This is a genomic window from Sphaerothrix gracilis Ecp01 (assembly GCF_030405905.1).
In the GTDB taxonomy this organism is placed as follows: domain Bacteria; phylum Cyanobacteriota; class Cyanobacteriia; order Phormidesmidales; family Phormidesmidaceae; genus Sphaerothrix; species Sphaerothrix gracilis.
In genome coordinates this window covers 278,396-302,173 of sequence record NZ_JASATW010000004.1, presented here as the reverse complement: position 1 = coordinate 302,173, position 23,778 = coordinate 278,396, and the positions used below count along the sequence as shown (strand labels likewise).

At 54.4% G+C, this 23,778-nt stretch carries 18 protein-coding genes and 1 tRNA gene; 11 read left to right on the top strand and 8 right to left on the bottom strand.

What is annotated here, in order from left to right; translation table 11 throughout:
- On the top strand, nt 1–930 hold a 930-nt coding region (locus QJQ48_RS06400; RefSeq protein ID WP_346290369.1), incomplete at its 5' end, for a RuBisCO small subunit-like domain-containing protein.
- A 111-nt stretch (nt 931–1,041) separates the two neighbouring features.
- On the opposite strand, the gene QJQ48_RS06395 is transcribed toward QJQ48_RS06400, so the two are convergent.
- The 3 genes from QJQ48_RS06395 to QJQ48_RS06385 all read right to left on the bottom strand — a co-directional run bounded on the left by QJQ48_RS06395 (nt 1,042) and on the right by QJQ48_RS06385 (nt 5,222).
- The gene (locus QJQ48_RS06395; RefSeq protein WP_346290368.1) at nt 1,042–3,873 is read right to left on the bottom strand and encodes a tetratricopeptide repeat protein; all 2,832 of its coding nucleotides are present in this window, start codon (nt 3,871–3,873) and stop codon (nt 1,042–1,044) included.
- Nucleotides 3,874–4,066: 193 nt separating this feature from the next.
- Nucleotides 4,067–4,582: a hypothetical protein gene (locus QJQ48_RS06390; RefSeq protein ID WP_346290367.1), complete on the bottom strand. Its 516-nt coding sequence runs from the start codon at nt 4,580–4,582 to the stop codon at nt 4,067–4,069.
- 106 nt (nt 4,583–4,688) lie between these two features.
- Entirely contained in the window at nt 4,689–5,222 is a 534-nt protein-coding gene (locus QJQ48_RS06385) for a pentapeptide repeat-containing protein (protein WP_346290366.1), read from the bottom strand.
- 262 nt (nt 5,223–5,484) lie between these two features.
- Between QJQ48_RS06385 and QJQ48_RS06380 the strand changes: the two genes are divergently transcribed.
- The 3 genes from QJQ48_RS06380 (at nt 5,485) to QJQ48_RS06370 (ending at nt 10,765) form a co-directional block, all read left to right on the top strand.
- A complete protein-coding gene (locus QJQ48_RS06380; RefSeq protein ID WP_346290365.1) occupies nt 5,485–7,035 on the top strand; it encodes a SagB/ThcOx family dehydrogenase in 1,551 nt (516 codons plus the stop codon).
- A 61-nt stretch (nt 7,036–7,096) separates the two neighbouring features.
- Complete coding sequence (locus tag QJQ48_RS06375; protein WP_346290364.1) at nt 7,097–10,324, top strand: glycoside hydrolase family 15 protein; 3,228 nt, start codon at nt 7,097–7,099, stop codon at nt 10,322–10,324.
- Nucleotides 10,325–10,486: 162 nt separating this feature from the next.
- A complete protein-coding gene (locus tag QJQ48_RS06370; protein WP_346290363.1) occupies nt 10,487–10,765 on the top strand; it encodes a hypothetical protein in 279 nt (92 codons plus the stop codon).
- A 23-nt stretch (nt 10,766–10,788) separates the two neighbouring features.
- Here QJQ48_RS06370 and QJQ48_RS06365 read toward each other — a convergent pair whose 3' ends face one another.
- Nucleotides 10,789–11,571 carry an RNA polymerase sigma factor SigF gene (locus tag QJQ48_RS06365; protein ID WP_346290362.1) on the bottom strand — a complete coding sequence of 261 codons (783 nt, stop codon included), beginning with the start codon at nt 11,569–11,571 and terminating at the stop codon, nt 10,789–10,791.
- Nucleotides 11,572–12,037: 466 nt separating this feature from the next.
- Between QJQ48_RS06365 and QJQ48_RS06360 the strand changes: the two genes are divergently transcribed.
- From QJQ48_RS06360 to QJQ48_RS06340, 5 genes are all read left to right on the top strand, one after another.
- Nucleotides 12,038–13,540: a glycosyl hydrolase family 57 gene (locus QJQ48_RS06360; protein ID WP_346290382.1), complete on the top strand. Its 1,503-nt coding sequence runs from the start codon at nt 12,038–12,040 to the stop codon at nt 13,538–13,540.
- A gap of 305 nt (nt 13,541–13,845) precedes the next feature.
- Nucleotides 13,846–14,250 carry an ExbD/TolR family protein gene (locus tag QJQ48_RS06355; RefSeq protein WP_346290361.1) on the top strand — a complete coding sequence of 135 codons (405 nt, stop codon included), beginning with the start codon at nt 13,846–13,848 and terminating at the stop codon, nt 14,248–14,250.
- 96 nt (nt 14,251–14,346) lie between these two features.
- Entirely contained in the window at nt 14,347–14,742 is a 396-nt protein-coding gene (locus tag QJQ48_RS06350) for a hypothetical protein (RefSeq protein WP_346290360.1), read from the top strand.
- A gap of 183 nt (nt 14,743–14,925) precedes the next feature.
- Complete coding sequence (locus tag QJQ48_RS06345; protein ID WP_346290359.1) at nt 14,926–15,123, top strand: hypothetical protein; 198 nt, start codon at nt 14,926–14,928, stop codon at nt 15,121–15,123.
- 76 nt (nt 15,124–15,199) lie between these two features.
- Nucleotides 15,200–15,284, top strand: a tRNA-Ser gene (locus QJQ48_RS06340).
- Between the two features lie 4 nt (nt 15,285–15,288).
- On the opposite strand, the gene QJQ48_RS06335 is transcribed toward QJQ48_RS06340, so the two are convergent.
- Genes QJQ48_RS06335 through QJQ48_RS06325 form a run of 3 tightly spaced genes read right to left on the bottom strand, consistent with a single transcriptional unit; the run spans nt 15,289 to nt 20,327 of the window.
- Nucleotides 15,289–18,540, bottom strand: coding sequence for a CHAT domain-containing protein (locus QJQ48_RS06335; protein ID WP_346290358.1), 3,252 nt, complete (start codon nt 18,538–18,540; stop codon nt 15,289–15,291).
- A 7-nt stretch (nt 18,541–18,547) separates the two neighbouring features.
- Nucleotides 18,548–19,774 carry a DUF2808 domain-containing protein gene (locus QJQ48_RS06330; protein ID WP_346290357.1) on the bottom strand — a complete coding sequence of 409 codons (1,227 nt, stop codon included), beginning with the start codon at nt 19,772–19,774 and terminating at the stop codon, nt 18,548–18,550.
- Nucleotides 19,752–20,327, bottom strand: coding sequence for a COP23 domain-containing protein (locus tag QJQ48_RS06325; protein WP_346290356.1), 576 nt, complete (start codon nt 20,325–20,327; stop codon nt 19,752–19,754). Before QJQ48_RS06325 ends, QJQ48_RS06330 begins: the two co-directional genes overlap by 23 nt.
- 163 nt (nt 20,328–20,490) lie before the next feature.
- Here QJQ48_RS06325 and truB point away from each other — a divergent pair, with 163 nt between their 5' ends.
- Both truB and msrB read left to right on the top strand, forming a co-directional pair.
- Complete coding sequence (gene truB / locus QJQ48_RS06320; protein ID WP_346290355.1) at nt 20,491–21,393, top strand: tRNA pseudouridine(55) synthase TruB; 903 nt, start codon at nt 20,491–20,493, stop codon at nt 21,391–21,393.
- 357 nt (nt 21,394–21,750) lie between these two features.
- The gene (gene msrB / locus QJQ48_RS06315) at nt 21,751–22,149 is read left to right on the top strand and encodes a peptide-methionine (R)-S-oxide reductase MsrB (protein ID WP_346290354.1); all 399 of its coding nucleotides are present in this window, start codon (nt 21,751–21,753) and stop codon (nt 22,147–22,149) included.
- A gap of 115 nt (nt 22,150–22,264) precedes the next feature.
- Here msrB and QJQ48_RS06310 read toward each other — a convergent pair whose 3' ends face one another.
- Nucleotides 22,265–23,596: a dihydrolipoamide acetyltransferase family protein gene (locus tag QJQ48_RS06310; RefSeq protein ID WP_346290353.1), complete on the bottom strand. Its 1,332-nt coding sequence runs from the start codon at nt 23,594–23,596 to the stop codon at nt 22,265–22,267.
- Nucleotides 23,597–23,778 lie beyond the last annotated feature (182 nt).

Genomic DNA, 23,778 nt, shown 5'->3' with positions numbered 1-23,778 from the left:
TACACCGTCAACACCCAGCTAGTGAACAACACGCTGATGAACATTGCTGACACGCCAACTAACGTGCAGCTTCCCGGCAGCTATGACGACAAGCCAATTCAGCGCATCCCGATTATCGTCACCGGCAATGACTTTTCTACCCTGTATGCGCCGTTGGTGCGAGACGGACGAATGGAAAAGTTTTACTGGGAACCCGATCGCAGCGATCGCATTGGCATTGTTGGCGGCATCTTTGAGTCAGACGGACTGTCTCAGCGAGACATTGAGCAGCTAGTAGACACATTTGAGCCTCAGGCGATCGACTTTTTTGGAGCGCTGCGATCGCGGATCTATGATGAACAGATTCTAGAGTTCATCCAGTCCGTTGGGGTGGAAAATATCTCCCGCAACGTCGTCAACGCCGAGCGTCCTCCCAGCTTCCGCAAGCCTAGTTTCAACCTGGCTCATCTGCTAGAAGTGGGTCAGCAAATGGTGGGCGAACAGGACAGAATGCAAAATATGGGTCTGGTACGGGAATATAACCAAGCCCTGCGATCGCAAAATTATGCTTCTGACGCTTCTGATCGCGATCGCTTCTACCGCAGCTACTCCCCTGCCCCCAACGGCAGCTCTAGCCCGGCCTCACCGTCCCCCTCTGCCTCACCCGCCTCACCGTCCCCCTCTTCCGCTCTCTCACCCGAAACCCTCAACCAAGTCCACCAGCTCCTACAGCAAGGCCATCGCGTTGGCATGGAGCATGTCGATCGCCGCCGCTTCCGCACCAACTCCTGGCAGAGCTGCGCCGCAGTGCAAACCCGCAATCCAGCCGAAGCGATCGCCGCCCTAGAAACATGTCTCGCCAGTCACCCTGACGACTACGTGCGTCTGATCGGCATCGATCCACAAAACAAGCGCCGCATCTTAGAAACCATCATTCAACGCCCGGTGTAGTAGGGCGGGCACCGCCCGCCTCAGTAAAACCCTCACCACACCACGTAGGGCGAGCACCGCCCGCCTCAGTAAAACCATCGCCGCACCACGTAGGGCGGGCACTGCCCGCCTCTATCGCCGCACCAAGTCCTTAAACCAGTCATCTTCCCAAAGGGTGTCAAAGGCAGGCTCTACCTTGGCCTCTTCCCGGTAAGAAGGCTCTAGGCGAATCGCCTGCTGCAGACTCTCAAGCGCCATATCCACTTCTCGCTGCATGGCATAGCAAATGGCCTTGTTGTATAGCGCCTTGTCATAATCGGCATCTGCCGCCAGCGCCTTATCAAAGCTGCGAATGGCTTCGGCATCGCGGCCCAGCTTCATCAGCACATAGCCCCGATTGTCCCAAGCTTTGGCCGAATCTGGGTTAAACCGAGTAGCCTTATCAAAAGAAGTTAGCGCCTCTTCAAACTTTTCCAGCTCGCTCAGGGCTAAGCCACGATTCAGCCAGGCAACAGCATCATTGGGCTGAAACTCAACCGCCTTGTCGAAAGACTGAAACGCCGCTTCATGCTGCTGCAAAATGCCGTAGGCCACGCCGCGATTCACCCAGGCTTCGTGGTACTCGCCGTTGATTTCTAAAGCTTTGTCAAAAGCGGTGATCGCTTCTTCCCGCTGTCTCAGACGGCTCAGCACCATGCCCTTGTTGAACCAGGCTTTGGCGTCCTCCGGGCGCTGCTCTAGGAAGCGATCGAGAGCCGCCGCCGCCTCATCGTACTGTTTCAGCTCCCGCAAAATCAGGCCGCGCTGGTACCAGGGATCTACCGCCTCCGGCTGCAGCGTTAGCACCTTGTCTAAAGAAGATAGCGCTTCGTCATGGCGCTGCAGTTCTGACAGGGCTGCGGCCCGATTCTGCCAAATTTCGGCATTGTTGGGCTGAATTTCTAAGGCACTGTCGTACTCGGCGATCGCCTCGGCGTAGCGTTTCTGAGACTTGAATAGATCCCCTTTCTCAATCCGGTCATCAGCGGTCAAAAATAGCTCTGGGCGATTGGCCTGTAGCCGCTCAAGCCTCTGGGAAAGATCTTGGGTGGCCTGACGAATTTCCGCTTCAAAAGAATCTGCGACAAACTGGGGTGTGACTTCGCCGAGCTGCTGCATAATCTGGTCTTTCTCAGCCTGGGCCTCGGTCTGGAGGCGGCTGAGGCGATCGCGCAGGTCTGCGTTTAGCTGACTCAGCTCGTCGAAGGTTGTCGCCTGCTGCTGATCGAGACTGTCTTTAAGTTCGTTAATCTGAGCCGCAAAGTCAGCTTTCACCTGCTCTAGTCGCTCTAGGGCGGCCTGCTGCCGCTGGGCGGCTTCCGCCTCTAGCACAGTCACCTGCTCGCTGAGCCGGTTATCAAAGGCTTCTAAACCTCCCAGAACGCGATCGCGCCGCTCAAACACCTGCGATCGCATTTCGGCAAGCTGATTGCTAAATTCAGCCGCACTCTGCTGTAGCCTTTCCAAGGTCTGGCCACGTTCACCTTGCAGGCCAGCGCCCAGCTCCTGCAGCTGCTGTTGAAACGCCTGAGCCGACTGCTCTAAATCGGTAAACAGGCTGCTCTTTTGCTGGTCGAGATCGCTGCGTAGCGCCACTAGCTGATTGGCAAACTCAGAGGCGGTTTGCTGTAGCTGCTCAAGCGACGTCTGCTTTTGGGATTCCATCTCCTGCTGCAGGCTGCCAAGCTGCACGGCTACCAGCTCTGACTGCTGGGTCAGGTCTTGCAGCAGGCTAGACTTGCGGTTGTCCACTTCGGCATTGAGGCTGTCAAACTGGCCAACAAAGCTATCGGCTGCCTGCCGCAGTTCGTAAAGGGTCTGCTCTTTTTGCGCTTCTACAACCTGCTTGAGCTGAGCAAACTGAGTTTCAAAACTTTGGGTAGCCCGTTCAATATTTTGCAGGGCCAGTTCTTTGTGACCGTAGGTACTAGCCTGTAGCTCTGAAAGCTGCTCGCTAATCTCTTGGGACTGCTGGGTCAGGCCCGCTAAAAGCTGGTCGCGGTGCTGGTGGAGTCGCTGTTGGGCTTCTTCGCTCAGGGCATCTAAGCGACTGGGAAAGTCGGTCTGGAGCTGCTGCAGTTCTGTCAGAGCGCGATCGCGAGTTTGACTCACTTCCCCTAAAAGGGCCGTTAGCTTTTCGAGAAAATCAGCCTTTTGCTGCTGCAAAGTTTGGGCTAAACCAGTCTGCTCCTGTTCGCTCTGGGATCTAAGGGTGGCTAGCTGGTGATTAAATTCAGATTGAGTGGTGACAGCAGTTTCTTGCAGCGAATCCTGCTGTGCCTGCATCTGGGTTGCAAACTGGCCAAGCTGTTGATCAGCCTGCTGCTGCAGCGAGTCGATATTCTGGGCGAACTCAGACTGGCGGGCCTGCAAATCCTGCTGTAGCTGTGTGATTTGCGTTTGCCAATCCGTCAGAGTTTCCTGCTTGAAGTGGCTTAGATCGTCTACCAGTTTGGTAATTGCCTGCTGGCGACTGGCCGCTTCTTGGGCAAAACTGTCCGAGCGATCGCTGAGTTCGTCAGCTAGCGTTTCAGCATCTTGGAGAATGTGGTCAAGCTCTTTGGTGGCTGAGCGGATCTGGTTTTCCAGATTCGTCATTTCATTGAGCTGAGTGCGCACCACAGTCGCAACCTCACGCACCACTGACTGACGCAGAAACCAGAGCATGGCAACGCCGACGCCAATCAGCAATACCAAGGCCCCCAGCAGCACGGTGAACAAAGTCGTCGCCCGGCTGAAAGCGAGATTGGCTTCGCGCTGGAGTTGCTCTAGCTCAAGGCGCTCCTCATTAGTAACGGCTTGAGCTAATAGAGGCTGAGACGGGTCACGGGTTTTGGCAGCCTCAGCCGCTGCACCCGGCAGCAGCAAATATAGAAATAGTAAGCTTTTGGACAGCAGCAGCTTGTCTATTGGCATCTGCCTCATCGAGACTCCCTTACACTGGCGTGGGTGACTGGTGGCGCTCAGTGGCACTCTAGCTACGCATTAGCATACTCAATCAGGGCGTCTCCTGCTACTCCTGCAGGCTCCAAGCCTGTTACTTGATCAAGCTGAAAATATAGAAAACAGGCAGGGTCTACTGCCCTACCCGTCAATTCTAGTGGCTAACAACCCGAACCTAGGCAGGCTCAGTGTAGCCCTGAATATTTTCTGGCTCAAACTGGCGCAAAACTCGTGTTGCTTGACGCACCAGCTCATCTGATCCCTGGGTGATGATCAGGTATTTACCGGCATTGAGACGGTTGCGATAGGCGATCGCATCGCCGCTGCCCACAGTCCAACCTGAAATGCGACCCACGACAAACGCACCAAGCGCACCAGAGGCAGCCCCCAGAAGTCCGCCAATCAGGTGGTTGCCCAGCTCTCCGGCCCAGGCAAACGTCTGCAATCCAGATAGAACGCTAAAGGCAAATCCGGCTAGAAAGCCAAACGGAATTACCCAGAGGGCAAGCTGATCAGAGAGGCGATCGGCTTCGTCATCGGGATTGATCAAGCCAAATTCATCTGCGCTCTTGAAGCCTCGCCCCAGGACTGATACCTGACTCATGGGCACCTCTTCCTGCTCTAAAGCAGAGTAGGCTTTCTCTGCTTGAATTCGATTGGATAAGACGGCGATTAAATAGTTGTTAGCCATGTTGTTTTAATAATTTTTTGACATCTAACCTCAAAGTAACGATATGTAAAGGCGATCGCCCTCCCTCACACGGACTGCTGATGAATATCGAAAGGAAGATATTCGCCTAGCGCTCGTAGTGGTATCCGTCCGGCAGAATTGTGGAGCGATCGCAGAGAGCGCCCTCTAAGCTGACCTGTCGGGCACGAAATAAACAGCTACCTGTCAAGTTAGTTTTGGCAAAGCTGGCTGCGGCTAAATTGGCTCTCACCAGGTCTGCTCCGGCTAAATTGGCTTCGCGCAAGTCTGCATAGCTTAGATCGGCCCCTGACAGCTTCGCGCCGCTCAAATTGGCCCCGCGCAGATTACAGTGGCTAAGATTTGCCCGCGTCAGATCGGCCCCCTGCAGGTCAGCCTGACTCAGATCTGCGGCATAGAGGACAGCATTGGCTAGATTGCTTTCAGCTAGCAGACACTGAATAAACTTGGCCTGACTAAAGTTGGCATAGGGAGCATAAATGGCTGCTAGCGTGGAACGCCGCCAAATCGTGCTGCGCAAGTCCCATTCAAATAAATTGGCCTGATTTAAATGACTTTCCGAAAAATCTCTTTCTCCGGCCTGATAGGCTTTTAATAGACTTTCTATCGTAGTAACTCTCATAACTCATCTATCGATCGCTCACGCCTACTGACTCTCTGGCGCTCAGGTGCTAAAGCAACAAGGTGACCGCTCGCTTGAACAAAGCGGCTTCATTGTCACAGAAGCCAGTTAATAAGCAAATATACTTATTAACAAAAGTTAATATATCAAGCAGGTCATTCTCAGGGGCTGCTGCTTAAGATTCTTTTCAGCATTCCGGGGGGAGGATGCCTATAGTTTTACGTGTCAATATTGAGGAGGTTTGCCTTCTTGCCGCTGTTCTATGACCCCTCTAAAGCTTTCGTTTGCTCAGCACTATCATGAACGAACGAAATACAGCCCCGAAAACATCGCTGCCCAGGCCAGATCCTTAGACTTTGCAGCTCAGCCTGTCCCTTACAAGCAATATCCGCTGGGTGCTTTAATCGACCTGCAGTCCTATCTCGCCGGAGCAGCCGAGTCTGAAGCTAAGCAAGATCCGGTAGGCGATCGCCTTTCGCGGTTACTGATCAACACCTATGGCCTGACCGGCCGTGTGCCTAGCGTTGACGGTGAGCCGTTTTATCTGAGAGCAGCGCCCTCCGCCGGTGGCCTCTATCCGGCAGAAATTTACCTAATTTCGCGGGGCACGTCCTTGCTACCGGCAGGACTCTACAACTACCAGGTGCGCTCCCACGGCCTAGTGCGCTTTTGGGATGAACATGTTTGGCAATCGCTGCAAAAAGCCTGTTTTTGGCACCCGGCTTTAGAGCAGACCCACCTGGCAATGATTGTCACTGCCGTCTTTTTTAGATCGGCCTGGCGCTATGAAGACCGGGCCTATCGTCGCATTTTTCTAGATACGGGACATCTGCTAGGCAACCTAGAGCTGGCGGGGGCTCTGACAGACTATCGACCGCATCTGATTGGCGGCTTTGCCGACAGCGCCGTGAACCAGATGCTCTACCTAGATGAGCAAAAGGAGGGCGCGATCGCGGTCATTGCCCTAGCCGATCTGCTGCAGGTAGAGCAAAACCTGCCAGCCGACCATACCACCTTGGCCTCTGACGTGCATCAGGTCTATCCGGCTCTCGCAGCAGGCGAGCTACTCCCCTATCTGCACGCAGTTTCGCAAATTCCAGTGGCCGGTGCATCTAAAGCCGATCCGCAGCCCCGGTTGGCCGAACCCGCAGCCCAGCCAGAGCAAAAAGATAAATACAATTTTCCTTTTTGCTTAAAAGCATCTACGACGACTTCGCCCCTTGACTGGGGCGACTCTCTGCATAAGCTAGAAAATACCATTCTGCGGCGGCGCTCCACCCGGCGCTATAGTGGCCTCGAACTCAAGCTAGCCGACCTCAAATCGCTGCTCCACTTTGCCTATCAGCCACAGGACTATGTTGACCAAGGCTGCGATCGCCAGCCTGACTACTTTGACTTGAGCCTGATTGAAACTTTTGTCGCGGTATCGTCGGTGGTCGGACTAGACGAGGGCTGCTACTATTACGCTCCCCAGGCGCAGGAGCTACGCCAAATTCGGTTTAAAAATTTTCGCCGCGAACTGCACTATCTGTGTCTGGGCCAGGATTTAGGCCGCGACGCGGCTGCCGTTCTTTTCCATACGGCTGATTTAAACCAGGCCGTAGCTCGCTATGGCGATCGCGCTTATCGCTACCTGCATATGGATGCAGGCCATTTGGGCCAGAAGCTCAATTTAGCGGCGATCCGTCTCAACCTAGGGGTCAGCGGCATTGCCGGATTCTTTGACGATCAGGTCAACAAAATGCTGGGAATTCCAGATGATGAAGCGGTTCTCTATATCACCACGTTTGGTCAACCGCGACAGCGGCGTTAGACGATACTGCGATTTAGGGAGCTGATCGTCTATCTTGAGACAAGTTAATGGAGTTTTTCGCTTGACTATCCGGCTTGAAGACTATTATCAGCAGGTGCAGGCAGTCATCCTCGCTCGCCAGCATCCCGTCAGCGGCCTACTGCCTGCTAGCACAGCCATTACGGCTCACGGCAACTACACCGATGCCTGGGTGCGCGATAATGTCTACAGCATTTTAGCGGTTTGGGCCTTGGGACTGGCCTACCGCAAAATAGACGAGAACCAAGGGCGCACCTACGAGCTAGAGCAGAGCGTCGTCAAGCTGATGCGCGGCCTGCTGTTTGCCATGATGCAGCAGACCGACAAGGTAGAGCGGTTTAAGGAGACTCAGGCTCCCCTAGATGCTCTGCACGCTAAATATGACACCGCGACCGGAGCAACAGTTGTCGGAGATGCTGAATGGGGACACCTGCAGCTAGATGCCACTTCCCTATACCTGCTAATGCTGGCGCAGATGACCGCCTCCGGCCTGCAAATCATTTTTACCCAGGATGAAGTCAACTTCATTCAAAATCTGGTGTACTACATTGGCCGCGCCTATCGCACCCCTGACTACGGCATTTGGGAGCGGGGCAACAAGCTCAACCACGGCAAGCCAGAACTCAACGTTAGCTCTGTGGGCATGGCGAAAGCGGCTTTAGAGGCTATTAATGGGCTGAACCTATTTGGGGTCAAAGGTGGGCAGGCTTCGGTGATTCATGTGCTCTCTGATGAAATTGCCCGCGCTCGCATCACCCTAGAATCTTTGCTGCCGCGAGAGTCGGGGTCTAAAGAAGTGGATGCGGCAGTCCTCAGCGTCATTGGCTTTCCCGCCTTTGCGGTGGAGAATTTGGCCCTGACAGAACAAACCCGCCACAAAATTGTGGAGAAGCTGCAGGGTAACTATGGCTGCAAGCGCTTCCTGCGGGATGGGCATCAAACCGTCATCGAGGACACTGAGCGCCTACACTACGAGCCTCAGGAACTGAAGCAGTTTGAGCATATTGAATGCGAATGGCCGCTGTTTTTCACATACCTGTTTTTAGACAGCCTGTTTCGAGGCGATGAAGCCCACATTAATTTCTATCGGGAGCGCCTAGAGGCGATCGCCATTGAGAAAGACGGCACCGCCCTCTTGCCAGAGCTATACTACGTCTCGGCTGAAACCATTGCAGCCGAGCGGCAGTCACCCAATAGCCAAACCCGACTGCCCAATGAAAACCTGCCCCTGGTTTGGGCCCAAAGCCTCTATCTCGTCGGGCAGCTGCTGGCAGAAAAGCTCATTACGCCAGGGGATATTGATCCCTTAGGACGCCACCTCAAGATGGGGCACCGTCAGCCGATCGTGCAGATTGCCTTGCTGGCCGAAGACGAGTCCCTACAGGCAGAACTTGCCACCTACGGCGTCCTGACTCAGGTGCCTAGCCAGATTGAGCCGATTCAGGTCAGACCTTCCTATGATCTGTCTCAGATCTATGCTCAAATTGGCCGCAACGCCAAGCTTAAGCTCAGCGGTCGGCCCATCCGCCGCCTGCGCAGCTTGACCACGTCCCGCGTTTTTCACATTCAAGGGGAAACGATGGTCTTTTTGCCATCGTTTTTAGATCCCCAAAAGTTTTACCTAACGCTGGACTACCACTTCTTGGTAGCGCAAATGCGCAGTGAGCTAGCCTACATCTACAAACACTGGTACGAACCGGGACGGCCTACCGTAACCCTGCTGCTAACTCACGCCATGTTTGAGTTGGGTCATAAAGTGGTGCACGAGTCGCCGCTGTTAGAGCTGCTGCAGGAAATGCAGGATGGCCGCTGCGGTGATATTCCCATCAAGATTGCGCCCCTGTTTCAGCTCTTGCTCACGGCTCGCGCCGAGCGCGTGGACAACGTTCATGATTTAGATTTGGCGCTGGCGCTTTCCCAGCCTCAAGTCCCTGTTTCTGCCTACCTGATCCTCAACTCCCAGACTACCCAGCCCCTCAGCGCCATCCAGGAATTTGACCTAGAGCGTGAAACCGATGCTGAGCGGCTGCTCCACAGTCTGCGTCAGTCAGATAATCTCTACGAGCAGATTGAATTACTCAGCAGCCTCAAGCAGCTTAGAGGGTTAGAGTTTGATACGGGATTGGGCGGCCAGCAACGCTTCGTCACCGTTGCCGACTTGCTGCAGGAAGTCTATGTCAAGGCCGGGCGACTGGAGCTCTGGAGCATCGTGCGGCGGGCGGCAGGGCTGCTGGACAAAGCCGACATCAGCCTGTCTGATGCGCTCACAACGCTTTTAGCGCGGCAGAAGCAGGTTGCGGTCGGGAAAGCCTACAGCGAAGCTTCTCTGATTACCGATCCGATGCGGCACAACGACATTCAGACGCGAATCAACGAGCTGTGCCGAGATGACGTGCGCGATCGCCCCCTAACCCAAGAGATTCTGATCTATCTCAGCATCTTAATCAAAACCGATCCCCACCTGTTTAAAGGACTGTGGACGCTGCGAATTGGCTATCTAATTTTGCTGCTGACCAACGAGCTGGTCTACGAGCATCAACTCACCCAGGATGAAGCCTATGAGCACCTGATGAGACTCAGTCCCTTTGAAATCAAGCTGCGGTTAAAACAGGTACTCGCCGGATACGATGGGCTGAATGAGCGCCTGTTTCAGCAAGAGTCTTTGCACATGCGACAGCAAAAATCGGTCAACTGGGCCGTCATTGCCAATAGCTCAAATGGGGCAGCGACTTTTGAGGGTGACTGGTGGCGCAAACGCAAGATTGACGGCGAAATCAACCGTTTGCCTGAGCCGTTCTACTCTCAGGTGTGGACCCTGATGCAGCACTGCCGGGGCATTGTCATCGGCGATAAGCTAGAGCGACGCAATCGGCTGGCGAGCGATCTGGTGCTTTCGGCGATGACGCCAGGGGAGCAAAACTTTGCTCTGATGATCAATCATCTGCTAAACAAAATTCAAGCGCCTGAATACCGTCATTTGACGGTAGAAGCCCTGCAGGAGCTAGCCCAGATTTTTGAGCAAAATCCTGATTTACAGTTTGACGACTATATCGTGCTAGATGTTTTGATTGGCCATGCGGTGCGACTGGCCTGGCTGCAGCAGCAGCCTCACCGGGGCGATCGCTATGATGACGACAAAGCTGCCGCATGGCGCTCTTTCTATCAGCAGTCGCCTCAGACCTGTGCGGCTCACATTGCTAAGGCCCTGCAGTTTCTGAGTGAACTGGGTGAGCAGGAGCAATCTGAAGCGGACATCCATCAAACTGTCTAGTCATCGCCTCGGCAACTTCCTGAAAAAGCTATCGGCAAAATTACTGAATTTTTCTGGTGCTGTGAGCGGTTAGCGGGGAATACTTAAATCAAGCAAAGATGAAGTTCCTTCAGCCAATTTGCTGATTTTTATTTCCCTTAGACCTTAATTATGAGCAAGCATATGTTAGCTACCCAATTCAACTGTCTCAGCTATCACGGTTGGCAAATTCAGGTCGCTCAGGAAGATCAGGACTTTTACTTTGAGTGCTATCCCCCCGACCAGCTAGACTTCTGCAACGATGGTGAATACTACAGCGATCGCACAGCCGCTTTTTGTGCTGCTCGTGAATTTGTTGACCGGGAGCTTGCCATTCAAGCCCTTTTAGACATTGCCGAAGAATGGCTTGAGTCTGGCTGCATCAGCGAAACCGAGTATTGGAATCTGACTGATTTCGCTTAGACTGCTCGATACTTCAGCCAAGTCTACGCTTCAGTCGATAGTGGCCGACGCTCTAAAACGGTACTGAGCTGTTCTAGACCCCGCTGAATCCGCCGCGTAATCGTCATGGGGCTAACGCCGATGCGCTCGGCTACTTCCTTGCGAGATAGGTTTTTGAAGTAGACGCATTCGATGGCAATGCGTGTCTTCTCTTCCAGCAAATTTAGAGCCTGCTGTAGCTGTTCGCGGTCTTCTTCCCAGATCTGTAGCGTTTGCGCTTGAGCATCTGGCAGCATATCGCCTAAGGTTAAAGCCGTATCTTCCTGACGATTGACGGTGGCATCGAGGCTCAGAGGTGAGCGATTGCGCGTAGAGAGCTTAACGTCTTGCCATTCGGTTGCCGAAATATTGAGCTGTGCGGCAATTTCATCATCTTTGGGCTGACGACCCAGTTCTTCCGCTAGCGCCGTTCTGGCCCGCTGCCCGGCTTTCTGCAGCTCTTGCCAGCGACGAGGGATTTTAACGGTCATGCTGCGATCGCGCAGGTAGTGCAGCATTTCGCCGCGAATGTAGGGCACTGCAAACGAGCTGAACGCGCAGCCCTGAGTCGGGTTAAAGCGCTCAATGGCGCGGATGAGGCCAAGGTAGCCAATCTGCTCTAAATCTTCGTAGGGTTCAGAACACTGACGGCTGACGCGGTGGGCAATCTTGCGTACCAGGCCCGCATTCATTTTAACGATGCGATTGCGGAGAGCGGTGGAAGGATTCTGGCAGTAGGCTACCAGCAGTTCCATGAGTCTGGTGTGGAGGGAAGATTGGGTTTTCATAATTAAGGGGGCGCCTTTAACTCGCTTCACGGTCATTGTGCGAGATGGGTCTGGCCCCTTAAACCTGTTGTTCCACGGAATTATCTCAGCCCCCCTCAGCCAAACTCCGTAAATGTACGGGGGATTTACATACTCGCTGCAGTTCCACCACAGAGACACTAGCTTTGTCAGGTACCAGATCACAACCAAGCACTGATATTGCTCCTGATATTGGCTGATTATCCAACTGGCCGCCGTGACATTACTTAGCAGAGTCTAGGTAAACTTATTTTTCCACTATCATCGGACAAAGACGCTAGCCCAAGTAATGTCCCTGCTGAGATAGCATTGTTGCCTCTAGAAACCGCAGATCCGGCAAGGCTTTGCCCTGAGATACTGAACTCAAACCGATACGACCGCGATCGCGGCTTCAGCTAGCCGCAAGGCAACATTATGGCGGCAAACGTCGTTTTCACTCATGGAACTTATGATTGCTCAAGCGCCCAACACCCAACTGCCTCAGCTCGATGAAATTCGCAACGGTTTGCCCAATATCTGCGGCTGGGAAACCGCGATCGCTGAGATAACCAATCACAACGACCCCGTCTTTTTGCCTGTAACTAACCTTGACCTGAATCAAATCACGGCTGGGTTTGCCTGCGCTCTACACATGCACCAGCCCACGATTCCAGCGGGTCAAGCGGGACAGCTCATCTGTAATTTGCAGCATATGTTTGAGCATCCCCATGACGGCGATAACCATAACGCCAGCGTTTTTGCCGAATGCTACAGCCGGATGGGCGATTTTATCCCGCAGATTGTCAGCAATGGCGGCAACCCCCGCATCATGCTGGACTATTCTGGCAACCTGCTTTGGGGCCTGCGGCAAATGGGCCGCGACGACGTGCTAGACAACCTGAAGCGAATCACCTGCGATCCGCAATATGTTCCCTATGTGGAATGGTTAGGAACGCTGTGGAGTCATGCCGTCGTGCCTTCGACCCCCATTCCTGATATCAAGCTACACATTCAGGCCTGGCAGCAGCACTTTGCCGCCATTTTTGGCTACGAGGCGCTGCGGCGAGTCAAGGGCTTTTCGCCGCCAGAGATGCACCTGCCCAATCACCCCGATACGCTGTTTGAATATGTCAAAGCGCTCAAAGACTGCGGCTATCGCTGGCTGCTGGTGCAGGAACACTCCGTAGAGCGCCTGGATGGAACCGGACTCTGGCACGAGCATAAGTACATTCCTAACCGCCTTGTGGCCCGCAATTCTCAAGGAGAAACTATTGAGATCACAGTCTTGATCAAAACTCAGGGATCTGACACCAAGCTAGTAGCCCAGATGCAGCCCTATCACGAAGCCAAGGGGCGATCGCGCCAGATGATCGGGGATGTCAGCGTACCCAGCTGTGTCAGTCAGATTGCCGATGGCGAAAATGGCGGCGTGATGATGAATGAGTTCCCCCGGGATTTTCAGCCTGTGTGGTCAGAGATTAAAGACAATGGTCGCAGCACCGCTGGCGTCGTGGGCCTCAACGGTACAGAATACATTGAACTGATTGAAGCCGCAGGGGTTAGCCCAGATGACTACCCTGCCTGTCAGGCTGTCCATCAGCATCAGATTTGGCAGCGAGTTAATCCTGATAGCGCCACTCCAGAAGCCGTCCAGGCTGCTATTGAGGAACTGCAGGCAAGCGATCACAGCTTTAGTATGGATGGTGCCTCTTGGACGAATGATTTGAGCTGGGTCAGCGGCTATGAAAACGTACTCGGCCCCATGACCCAGCTCAGCGCCTGGTTTCATCAAAAATACGATCGCCTAGTCCAGGCCGATCCTAGCGTGACGCAGCAAGCTGACTATCAGGCGGCTCTGCTCCATGTGCTGCTGCTAGAAACAAGCTGTTTTCGCTACTGGGGCCAGGGCGCTTGGACAGACTATGCCAATGAAATTTATCGACGCGGCGAGGCTATTGTGAAAGAGGCATGATGAGCGACGCCGCACTACTCTCTAACCACTGGCAAGACTGGGTAGTCACTCTGGGCTATGTCAGCTTTGCCCTGTTTATTACCTGGCGCGTTTTGACTGCCAACAGCAGCGAGTAGTAGCTGTGTTGCAAGCTGTTAGCAAAAAAAAGCCTAGCAGTGATGCTAGGCTCGAACACCTCAACTATCTGAGAGGAGAACACAAAACAAGAAAAGCTGTATTTTCGCTCCAGCCTCGAACTCAACGACTGGCCCAAATCCATATTAGCTTAATAGGATTTATTGTCAACAAGTTAGCGCCGAATTTGTATGAATTTGCCCGAAGATCCTGAGAAGCCTTCCCAGATCAATATCGTACCGATGATCGATGTCATCTTTGCGGTACTGGCCTTCTTTATTTTGTCTACGCTGTTTTTAACCCGATCTGAAGGATTGCCGGTCAATCTGCCTGGGGCTGTCACCGCCAATCAGCAGCGATCGCCCGATCTAACCCTGACCATAGATGCCCAAGGCAACTTATTTCTAGATCAAGAAGCGATCGCGCTGAGCAATTTAACCGCAGCGGTAGAAAGCCAAACTGAAGCGGGGCAGCCCGTTTTAGTGACTATCAATGCCGATGCAGCAGTTGATCATGGGCGAGTGGTAGCGGCGATGGATGAGCTACGAAAAATTGACCAGGTGCGCTTAGGCATTGCCACTCAGCCTTCAGATTAGGATTTCATCACAAGTTTCGTTTTTTATTAACAGACAATCTGTGAGCGCCTTGCTATACCTAGACATGTAAATCTATTGAGCAAGGCAATTTTGGCTATGTCAACTGCAACTGTTCTGCAATTTATGCAGAAAACTGCCGACGATGCAGCCCTGCGCCAGCAGCTAGAAGAACTCCTGGGTGTCGGGGACGGCGATATCAGCAGCGAATCAGAACTTGATCCACAAGAAACAGAAGCGCTCAAGGGTGAGCGAGCCCCCATTGTGGCCGAATTTGCCACGAAAAACGGCTACCCGTTCTCGGTTGAGGAACTGGTTGCTGTTGTAGATGCGTTTGAAAAGCACCAGGCTGGCAAAATTTCTGATCAGGCGTTTGCCCAGGCAATAGGCGCTAGCAGCACTACCAGCCGCAACACCAATTCAGTCAAGCGCTTGGCTAAGTATTTGACCCGTACATACCTGGGCTACGATCTCTCGTCTAAATCTGCTAAGTAGGGCAGCGATCGCTGGCTGCAGAGTACTGGCGGTCGCTCTGCATCCTAAATTTGCAAAGTCTCCAGGTTCAGTGGTGAATCTGGAGACTTTAAGCTCTAGATCCGTTCGCTTTGGGTCGCAGGGTAGACGATCAAGGGAGTAATCGCTCCATATCCTAGAGCGTGTAGATATTGTGAGCAAGCTATGACTGGCGATCGCCCTGAAAACTCAGTGCCAAAAACCAATACGCCCACTGAGGCAGCCGCCAAAGCTCAGAAGGAACTGGCTACCGGCCCCGAAACAGATCCCCAAGAGCTAACGGCGCCCCAAGCGGATCCCATGCTGCCAGACGAAACTGTCGATCAGGCGCGGGCACGTCAAGAAGCTGCCCGCGAGGAATAATCTTGCGCTAAACTGTAGGCTGCTGAAGCGTTTGATTAATGATAAAATCCCATCACGTTAGCAAATGCGCAGCCCTGGAGAGGTGGCAGAGTGGTCGAATGCGCTCGACTTGAAATCGAGTGTGCTGAAAGGCACCGTGGGTTCGAATCCCACCCTCTCCGTTGATTAGAGACCATTACCAATAAGAATAAAAGGTGCCCAGTAGAACGGATGGGCTAGAGCCTCTGAGTGGCGATCGCGGGTAGTTGATTCAGGTCTGATCTGAACATTGCGGCTGATATCAGTAGTGGCTAAGGTACTGCCGTTAATCAGACTGAGCTGAGCCGTTCTGAGGGCGGCGGCCTTGCTCTGCCCGGACTGTAGCTGCTGGTAAAAAGCCGTCATCAACTGCTGAGTGCTGCTGTCGTTCACCTGCCACAGAGAGGCCAGTACCGCCTGCGCACCGCGCCGCTGAAACTGATAGCCCAGCCCCAAAATCTCCTCACCATTGCCAAAGCCACCAAGTCCGGTTTCACAAGCGCTCAGCACCACCAAGTCAGCCTGCAAAGACCAGCTACTAATATCCTGCAGCGTAGCGCGATCGCCATTGCCAAACAAAATAAATGACGCTTCAGGCTGACCGGGCAAGAAAGCGGCATGGGTAGCAAAGTGCAAAATGTCATAGTCTCCCAAACGGGGTCGCACCTCAGCTAGGCTAAAAGCCTGATCAATCAAAATTCTCGACTGCGGCCAGAGTGTTTGTAGCTGGCGTACTTCCTGTCCGGCAAAAGGGAGGCCGCTAAAGTCAGCCGAGCGCGTTCCTAAAGCAACGTCATAGCTCAGCGCCGGATCGGCAAAGGCTCCGGCCAATAGCTGCGGCTGAGGAACAGGGGCCGTATTAAATTCTGTCAGAGACTGGGCCGTAATTACGTTAATGATATAGTCCTGTACCAGCCACTGCTGACCGTCATGCAGCGCCGCTAGGGGAATATAGCGCAGCGGGCCGTCAGGGGCATAGACAAGCGTGGTGACTGGAGACTGAGCCAAATCAGCCGCAATCGGGCGAATCAGCCAGTCGTAGAGCTGCTGGGCCGGGGCGATCGCGTCAGTTCCAGGCTGCGCTAGGGCTTGGCGAAAGTCTAAAACAGCCTGATTAAGGGCGGTGCGGCTAACAGAGACGGTACGGCGCAGCGGTGGTGACTCTGGCAGCGTCAGCACTAGCTCTAGGCGGTCTTCTAAAACCAGGGGATAGAGCAGCGCCCCATCAAGCTGCTGTAGGTTATCCCGCAGGGCATCTAAATCAGCCGGATGAACGCTGGCCCGCTGGGCGCTGCGGCTGAGCTGAGCAAGCGCGGTCGTCACCGCTGGGGTAGCAATAAACTGATTAAACTGCTGGTTGAGGTCGTCCTGCAACTGGACGAGCTGGGACAAACGCTGCTGCTGCACGGGCGATCGCTGAGTATCTGGTATCTGGCGGAGCTGGTTCAGTTCTTGTCCTAGCTCAACTGCCGACCGCTGGAGTTCCCCGTAGCTGGCTAGGATTGCTTGCTCAGGGGGCTGTAGGGCAATTTCAGCCGCCACGTTGGGACTGCGCAAATAGCGGCTGGCCTCCGCTTGCTGCAGCAGGTCTAAAACCTGCTGTGCTTCTAATACTCGGTCTTGCTGTAGGAGTAAATCAGCGAGTTGGCGATAAGTCTGAGCGACGGTATCGGTGTAGGACTGCTGTAGTACTGGGGAAAGTCCTAACAGGTCAGAGCGAATGTCTTGGCGCAAATTGACAGACTGCTTGTAGAGGGCGATCGCCAAGAACGGCTGTTCTGCCGCTAAAAGCTGGGCCCCGTTGCTCAGCACGATCGCTTCTCCCGCGCGATCCCCCAGCGCCTGTAAAAGACCTCTCGCCTGACTTAGCAAGACCTGGGCCTGGTCGGTTTCTCCCTGCCTAGCTAGTAAGAGGGCCAAGCTGTTGAGCGTACGTCCCTCAGCCCCGCGATCGCCCGTCAAAGTAGCTAAATCCAGCGCCCGCTGCAGGGCCATTTGAGCGGCGTCTAACTGACCAAGCTGCTGATAGAGTCCCCCCAAGCGATCCCAGGCTTCTCCTGTTGCTGCTAAGCTGCCGGTTGCCTGCGCTGCGGCGAGCGATCGCTGGTAGGCCATGAGTGCCTGCGGCAAATTTCCGGCCCGCTCATGCAGTGCGCCGATGGCCCCTAAAATAGCTCCTTGCTGCTCATTGGCGCTAGGGAGGGCGGCTTCTAGATGCCGTAGTGCTTCTGGGTAGCGTCCAAGGGCTTCGTAGACGCCAGCCAGATTCACTCGGGCCGCAACTTCCCCGGCGCGAAAACCAATTGCCTGATGCTGAGCCAGAGTCTGCTGATAAGCGCTCAGGGCCTCACCGTAGCGACCCTGACGGTAGTAGAGGCCGCCCAAGCTGTCACTGAGATAGCCGAGCTGACGGCGATCGCCTAGCGCATTAGCCAGGGTTTGTCCCTGCTGGTAGTAATTCAGGGCTGTCTCGTATTCGCCTAAGTTCTCTGCAATCAGTCCCAAGCTGGTGAGAACCTGACTGAGACTGGCCCGATCGCCTAGGGGCTGCAAAACGGTCAGCGCTTGCTGATAAATGGCCTGCGCTGCTCGATACTTTCCCTGCTGACGATACAGCCGACCGATATTGTTCAACAAGCGGCCTTCGCTGGCACGATTGCCTATATGACGAGCGATGGTGAGGGCCTGCTGATAGTGAACTAGGGCTTGCGGATGGTTTCCTAAGCGATCGTAGACGCCGCCCAGATTGTTGAAGGTGCGCCCGGCATGAAAGTACGATCCGATCTCAGCAGGGGCTGCCTGCGCCATGGCCTGTCGTGCAGCCAACGCTTGCTTGTAGAGACTGAGGGCCTGAGTATAGTGGCCCCGATGGGCCTGGACTGCCGCTAAATTGTGCAGAGCCTCGGCTCGAATCTGGACTGACTGCGAACTTGGCGATGTTGCCGCTAGAGCCAGGGCCTGCTGATGCAGGGTGTAAGCGGTGGGCACATTGCCTAGTCGCCGCTGGACGACACCGATCTGATTGAGAGTGGCCGCCAGCCCTGCAGGATCTGATAGAGCGGCATACTGCGATCGCGCCTGGGTTAAAGCTGCTAAGGCGGTTCCATAGTCGCCTAAGTTGAGCAAAACTTGCCCTAGCCCCAAGTAGGCCGCCGCTGCCGCAGGGCGATCGCCTGCCTGCTGCGCCTGACGAAGTGCCTGCTGATAGACGCTCCGGGCCGCCGGAAACTGGCCCTGAAAAAAGAGCCATTCTCCCTGTTGTAGCGGGTCTGAGGGTAGGGTCTGTAGCGTGTCAGCTCTGCTTAGTTTAGCTGGCACAGCCCTAGCGGGGACGGCTACGCTGGCCTGTGCCCCAAGCCAGAGCAAGCTGCCCCACAGCCACGACCATCTGCTTGCCATAACGCTCCTAGAATTTCAGCGAAGCGGGATGATAAAACTGCAGCCGCGCCAATCCCAGATATTGTTCCAGTCCTGCTGCACCCGCAGGATAGGCGACGACTCGGTACTGGTAGGTGCCTTCATCTGGGTTGCGACGGACATCAAGGGCTAGGGTGATCTGTCTGCCCGGTGCAACTGGCGGCTCGAACGTGACCGTGACCGTGCGGCTGTCGCGATCGCTGACTACAAATGCTAAGGGAATTTCCTCGCCGCGATCGCCATAGGTGCCTTCAAAAGCGGTGGTATTGCGGGCGCTGAAGCGGGGATAGTCGCTGCCGAGGGTTTGAGCGATCGTCACCTGTTCTAAGGATTCTGCCGCCGCGGCGGGCAGGTCAATCGTGAAGTAATAGGTGGTGCGGCGGCCCTCGAAGTTATTGGGTACCCGCGTATTCACGAGGCGGGGCGGACGGGCAAAGTAGGTAGGAGGCGGGGCGGGCTGAGCTGATTCGGCTAAAGCCGTGATGCGCTCTTGGGTGATGATCGGCATAGCGGTTTGCTCTGCCTGCTGCAAGAAGGTATTGACCGGAATGCCTAAGTTGAATCCGGCCCGAACTACAGTCGCATCGGTTTCATAGGTCGGCAGATACACCTCGCGCCCTTCGGCCTGGCCGTGAATGCCCACCACCTCGCCCTGCTGATCGAAAATAGGGCCGCCGCTCATGCCTTCGCGGGTGACATTGGTATAAATCAGGCCGTAGCCACCGGGCAGTGGTCGCCGGGGCAGGCCGGAAATTTGCCCTGTTGTTAGCTGATAGATATGCGGAATGGCGTCTCCGGCCGCAGGCCAGCCAGCAATAAAAACGGTGTCGCCTTCTGTCAGACCGTCTGAGTTGCCCAGCTGAGCTTTTTCGTAGGCTTGGCGGCTCTTGAACTGCAGCACCGCTAGATCCACTGTGGGTAAGTGCTGTACGGTGCTATAGCTTAGGGGATAGGTAGATTCGTCGGGAGCAATGACTTCATATTCATCCTCAGTGGCAACGACGTGCTTAGCGGTTAGCACATAGTAGGTATCGCCCTGCTGATCAAAAATTACCCCTGATCCAGCATTCTGGCCGTTGATTAAAACAGTAGTGCCTTTGGCAATGTCGTTGACATCAGAGCCGCTGAGCTGAGCTACAACCTGCAGCGGTAAAACCGTGAGCGCGCTCAAGCCAGCGATCGCGGCCCCAGCTTTAGCGGATAGGAGAAAGTTCATCTTCAACCTCCGGGTGCGGTTCAGCAGAATTTGAGGGACGAGGCGCAGCTGTCGGTAGGGCCGGATAGTCCCCCTGCAGATAGCGATCCCAGGACACATACAGCCGTGGGCCAGTTTCTTCAATCGGACCGTCATTGGGTACCCGAATCCGCAAAATTCGCTGCAGCGCCGCTCGCGGCCGAATTTCAGCTTGGAGCGCAAATAGCCGTCCCCGACAGCCGCCGCCAGGCCGCTGGGCCACGCAGGTCACCAGTTCACCGTCCATCCGGCCTGTGGTGATATAAGTGAGATTGCCTGTGGTCAAATAGGTTTGAAACTGCTGAGTAGCGGCTTCACATTCAGTTTGCGGCGTACGGGTCGGCGCGATCGCAATCTCAGCGGCTGTCCACTCCACCAGCGTTACGGTGCCCTCAGCGGTTTGGGCCACCGTCGTGGGGATGCCCTCCTGCTGCAGACAGGCAAAGGTGACTTCTGCTTTCACCGCTGGCGATCGCCCGGTAATCGTAGCGGCGGCGATCGCTGCTGCGAGCAGGCTAGCCTCTAAGCGACCCATGCCCAACATTTCGCCTCTCGTGCCAGTAACTCTATTCTATTCAAGGCATTTTGCCGTTTTCGGCAAGTCGTCAGAATTGTTTAGGTTTGATTGCGTGTTCAAAGTGGCTGCCGAATGACAAACCGCTACGGTAAGCTGAATGCACTGACTTTATTGATGACACGTGCAGGGATTTCTCAATCTCCACAAACCCGTTGGCTTTACCTCTCACGACTGTGTTGCCAAAGTTCGCAAACTGCTGGGGATTAAAAGAATAGGCCATGCTGGCACCCTAGATCCCTTAGCTACGGGTGTCTTGCCCCTTGCCATCGGTCGCGCCACGCGGCTGATTCAGTATCTGCATCCTGACAAAGCCTACCGGGCCGTGATTCGCTTGGGTACTACCACCACCACCGACGATCTTGAAGGTGAGACGGTCAGGGCTGAACCTGTGCCTCATTTGCAGCTAGAAACCGTGGAAGCAGCTTTGACTCAGTTTCAGGGCACGATTGAGCAGATACCCCCCAGCTACAGCGCTATTCAGGTGGAAGGCAAACGGCTTTACCGGCAGGCCCGGCAGGGCAAGGCGGTGGAGGTGCCGAAGCGCACCGTGGTCATTCACGAAATCAGGGTTTTGAGCTGGGTGCCTGGAGACTATCCGGAAATTGAAGTGGCGATCGCCTGTGGTCCCGGCACCTATATCCGCGCCCTGGCAAGAGATCTAGGGGCAGCGGTGGGAACCGGAGCCACTCTGGCCAATTTAGTCCGCACCTGGAGCGGTGGATTTGCCCTCGACAACAGCCTCACCTTAGAAAAACTAACTGAACAAACTCAGGCAGGACTATTCGATCCAGTGCCGCCCAACCCGATTCTGCAACATCTGCCGGGCCTAATGCTGCCTCCAGAGCAGGCAACGGCTTGGACACACGGCCAGAAGCTAATTCTGACAGACATTGGCTCTGATATGGATGGCAGTTTGCGGGTTGTAGATTCGGGGCAGCGATTTTTAGGCATTGGCGCGATCGCCGCAACCGAAGCTGGCAAACAGCTAGTGCCCAAAATGGTGTTTGCGCCGGGCGGTGAGTAACCCGCTTTGGCTGCGTATTTTGTCAGTAGGCACAAAATGCCTGCTAAGTGATAGATGTCATCTGATAAGTCATTATGCTTAGCTAGAGGTAAGCAATAGTTACCTGCTATTCAAAAAACGATAGCTGTTCCGACCAGGTAGTTTTTGCTTGTATGAGTCTTGGAATTTCAATCAAAATTCTCTCATCGGTAAAACTCACCTCATCGGAGAAGCTGTCTTTGAATTAGCGGTTCTAACGGTGCGTTTTTTTCAAAGATAAAAGTTTAAATTCACGCTAAGGCTGTTTTTTATTAAAACCAGGAATTGATCAATAAGTTCTTGAAAGCCACGTGATTTGTGTAGACAAGAGGTTACAACATGGTTGAAAAAATCAAGAAAAAAGACAGTCAATGGCGAGAGCAGTTAACGCCAGAGCAGTATCGGGTTACTCGCGAAAAAGGAACGGAACGAGCTTTTTCAGGGGAGTATCACGACAACAAGCAGTCGGGCGTTTACAAATGCGTTTGCTGCGGTACCCCGCTGTTTAGCTCAGAAGAAAAATTTGATTCAGGTACGGGCTGGCCGAGCTTTTGGGCCCCTGTCAAAGAGGAAAATGTCGAAACCAAGATGGACTTTAGCCACTTTATGGTTCGTACTGAAGTCCTCTGTGCTTCCTGCGAAGCACACTTGGGCCACGTCTTCAAAGATGGCCCCCAGCCGACAGGACTGCGCTATTGCCTGAACTCTGCCGCTCTAAATTTTGACAAAGAGACATAAGCGATATTTTGCGAGATCGCGGCTGGCTTAGCACTCAGTCACACTGCAGCGCCCTAACCTGTTGGCTAGGGCGCCACGATTTTATGAACCTGCCGTTAGATTTAAGGTCAATAGTTTATAGGGTCAAGGAGTGGGAATCGTTTTCAATGAGCTGGGCTAAATCTCGCAAAAAGGCAGCCGCGTCTGCGCCATAAATGATGCGGTGATCGCAGGTGATATTTACCTGCATCTGCTGCTTGACGCCAAACAGCCCCTCATCCGTCGCCACAATTTGAGGGCTAGCTCCCCCAATCGCTAGAATAGAACCTTGCCCTGGCGGCAAGATGGCATCAAAGCGATCGACGCCGAACATTCCCAGGTTCGACAGCGTAAAAGTACCAGAATTATATTCTTCTGGCTGTAGCTGCTTAGAACGGGCGCGGTTAACTAAGTCTTTCCAGGTGCGAGAGAGGGAGTAAATATCCATCTGATCGGCTCCCCGCAGCACGGGCGTAATCAAACCGCCATCGGGCATGGCAACGGCCACGGCAACATTAATGCTGCTGCGGTATTGAATCGCATTATCTACATAGCTAGCATTCAGCAGCGGGTGCTTCTGCAGCGTTACGGCCACCGCTTTAGAGAGGAGACCCGTCATCGTCACTCCCTTAGACTTAATTTGCCTGTAGAGCTGGTCTAAGGCATCGGTGGTGATGGTGTAGCCAACTCGATAGGTGGGTACCTGCAAACTCGCCATCATGTTGCGGACGACCGCCTGCTGCAAGGTGTTTAACGGGACGGCCTGTCCCGGTACCGCCGGCTGGGGTATAGATTGGGGAGCTGGCGCCGCAGCGGTTGGAGCGGCAATGTGGGGTGTAGGTGCCGGGGTTGTGGGAGTCGTTGGTGGGGCTGAAGGGGCTGACACTGGGGCCGAGGTTTTGCCCGCCGCTGCTTCCACATCTTCAGCGACTATTCGGCCATGCGGGCCGGAACCGTCTAAGCTACTGAGATCGACTTTAAGCTCTTTGGCCAGCTTGCGCGCACGGGGGGACACCACTAAACGATCGCGTTTTTTCGGCGGTGCCTCAGAGCTAGCCCCATTTTGAGAGGCTACGGGTGCTGCCGGAGCCGTTTCAGTCGCACTTGCGGCTTCAGGGGCTGCACTAGAGGCGGTAGCGGCTGACGATGACTGAGCTGCTCCCTGCTGCTTGGCGGCTTCAATCTCATCCTCAGATTCAGCCAGCAGCGCGATCGCCTCGCCTACCGGAGCCACGTCCCCTGCTGCTACCACAATCGTCGCCAAATACCCCTCATAGAAGGACTCCACATCCATGTCAGCCTTATCTGACTCAACCACAACAACGGTTTCGCCCTTCTCAACCTTGTCCCCTTCCTGCTTCTCCCAGGAAACAATCTTGCCTTCAGTCATCGTTGAGCTGAGTGCGGGCATAAAAATTTCACGAATCATGGAGTGACTTCCGAGACAGCAAACTACATCAATAGCCAACGCCTAATTGTATATCCTGAGAGGCGCGTCCCGCATGTCTTCAACCCGCGAAAATTCTAGTTATTTTCCCCCGTGTTCTCCCGCTAGCTTCCCCGTCTGCGCCATCTCCCAATCTCCCTCGGCCATCTGCTATCCTGACAACC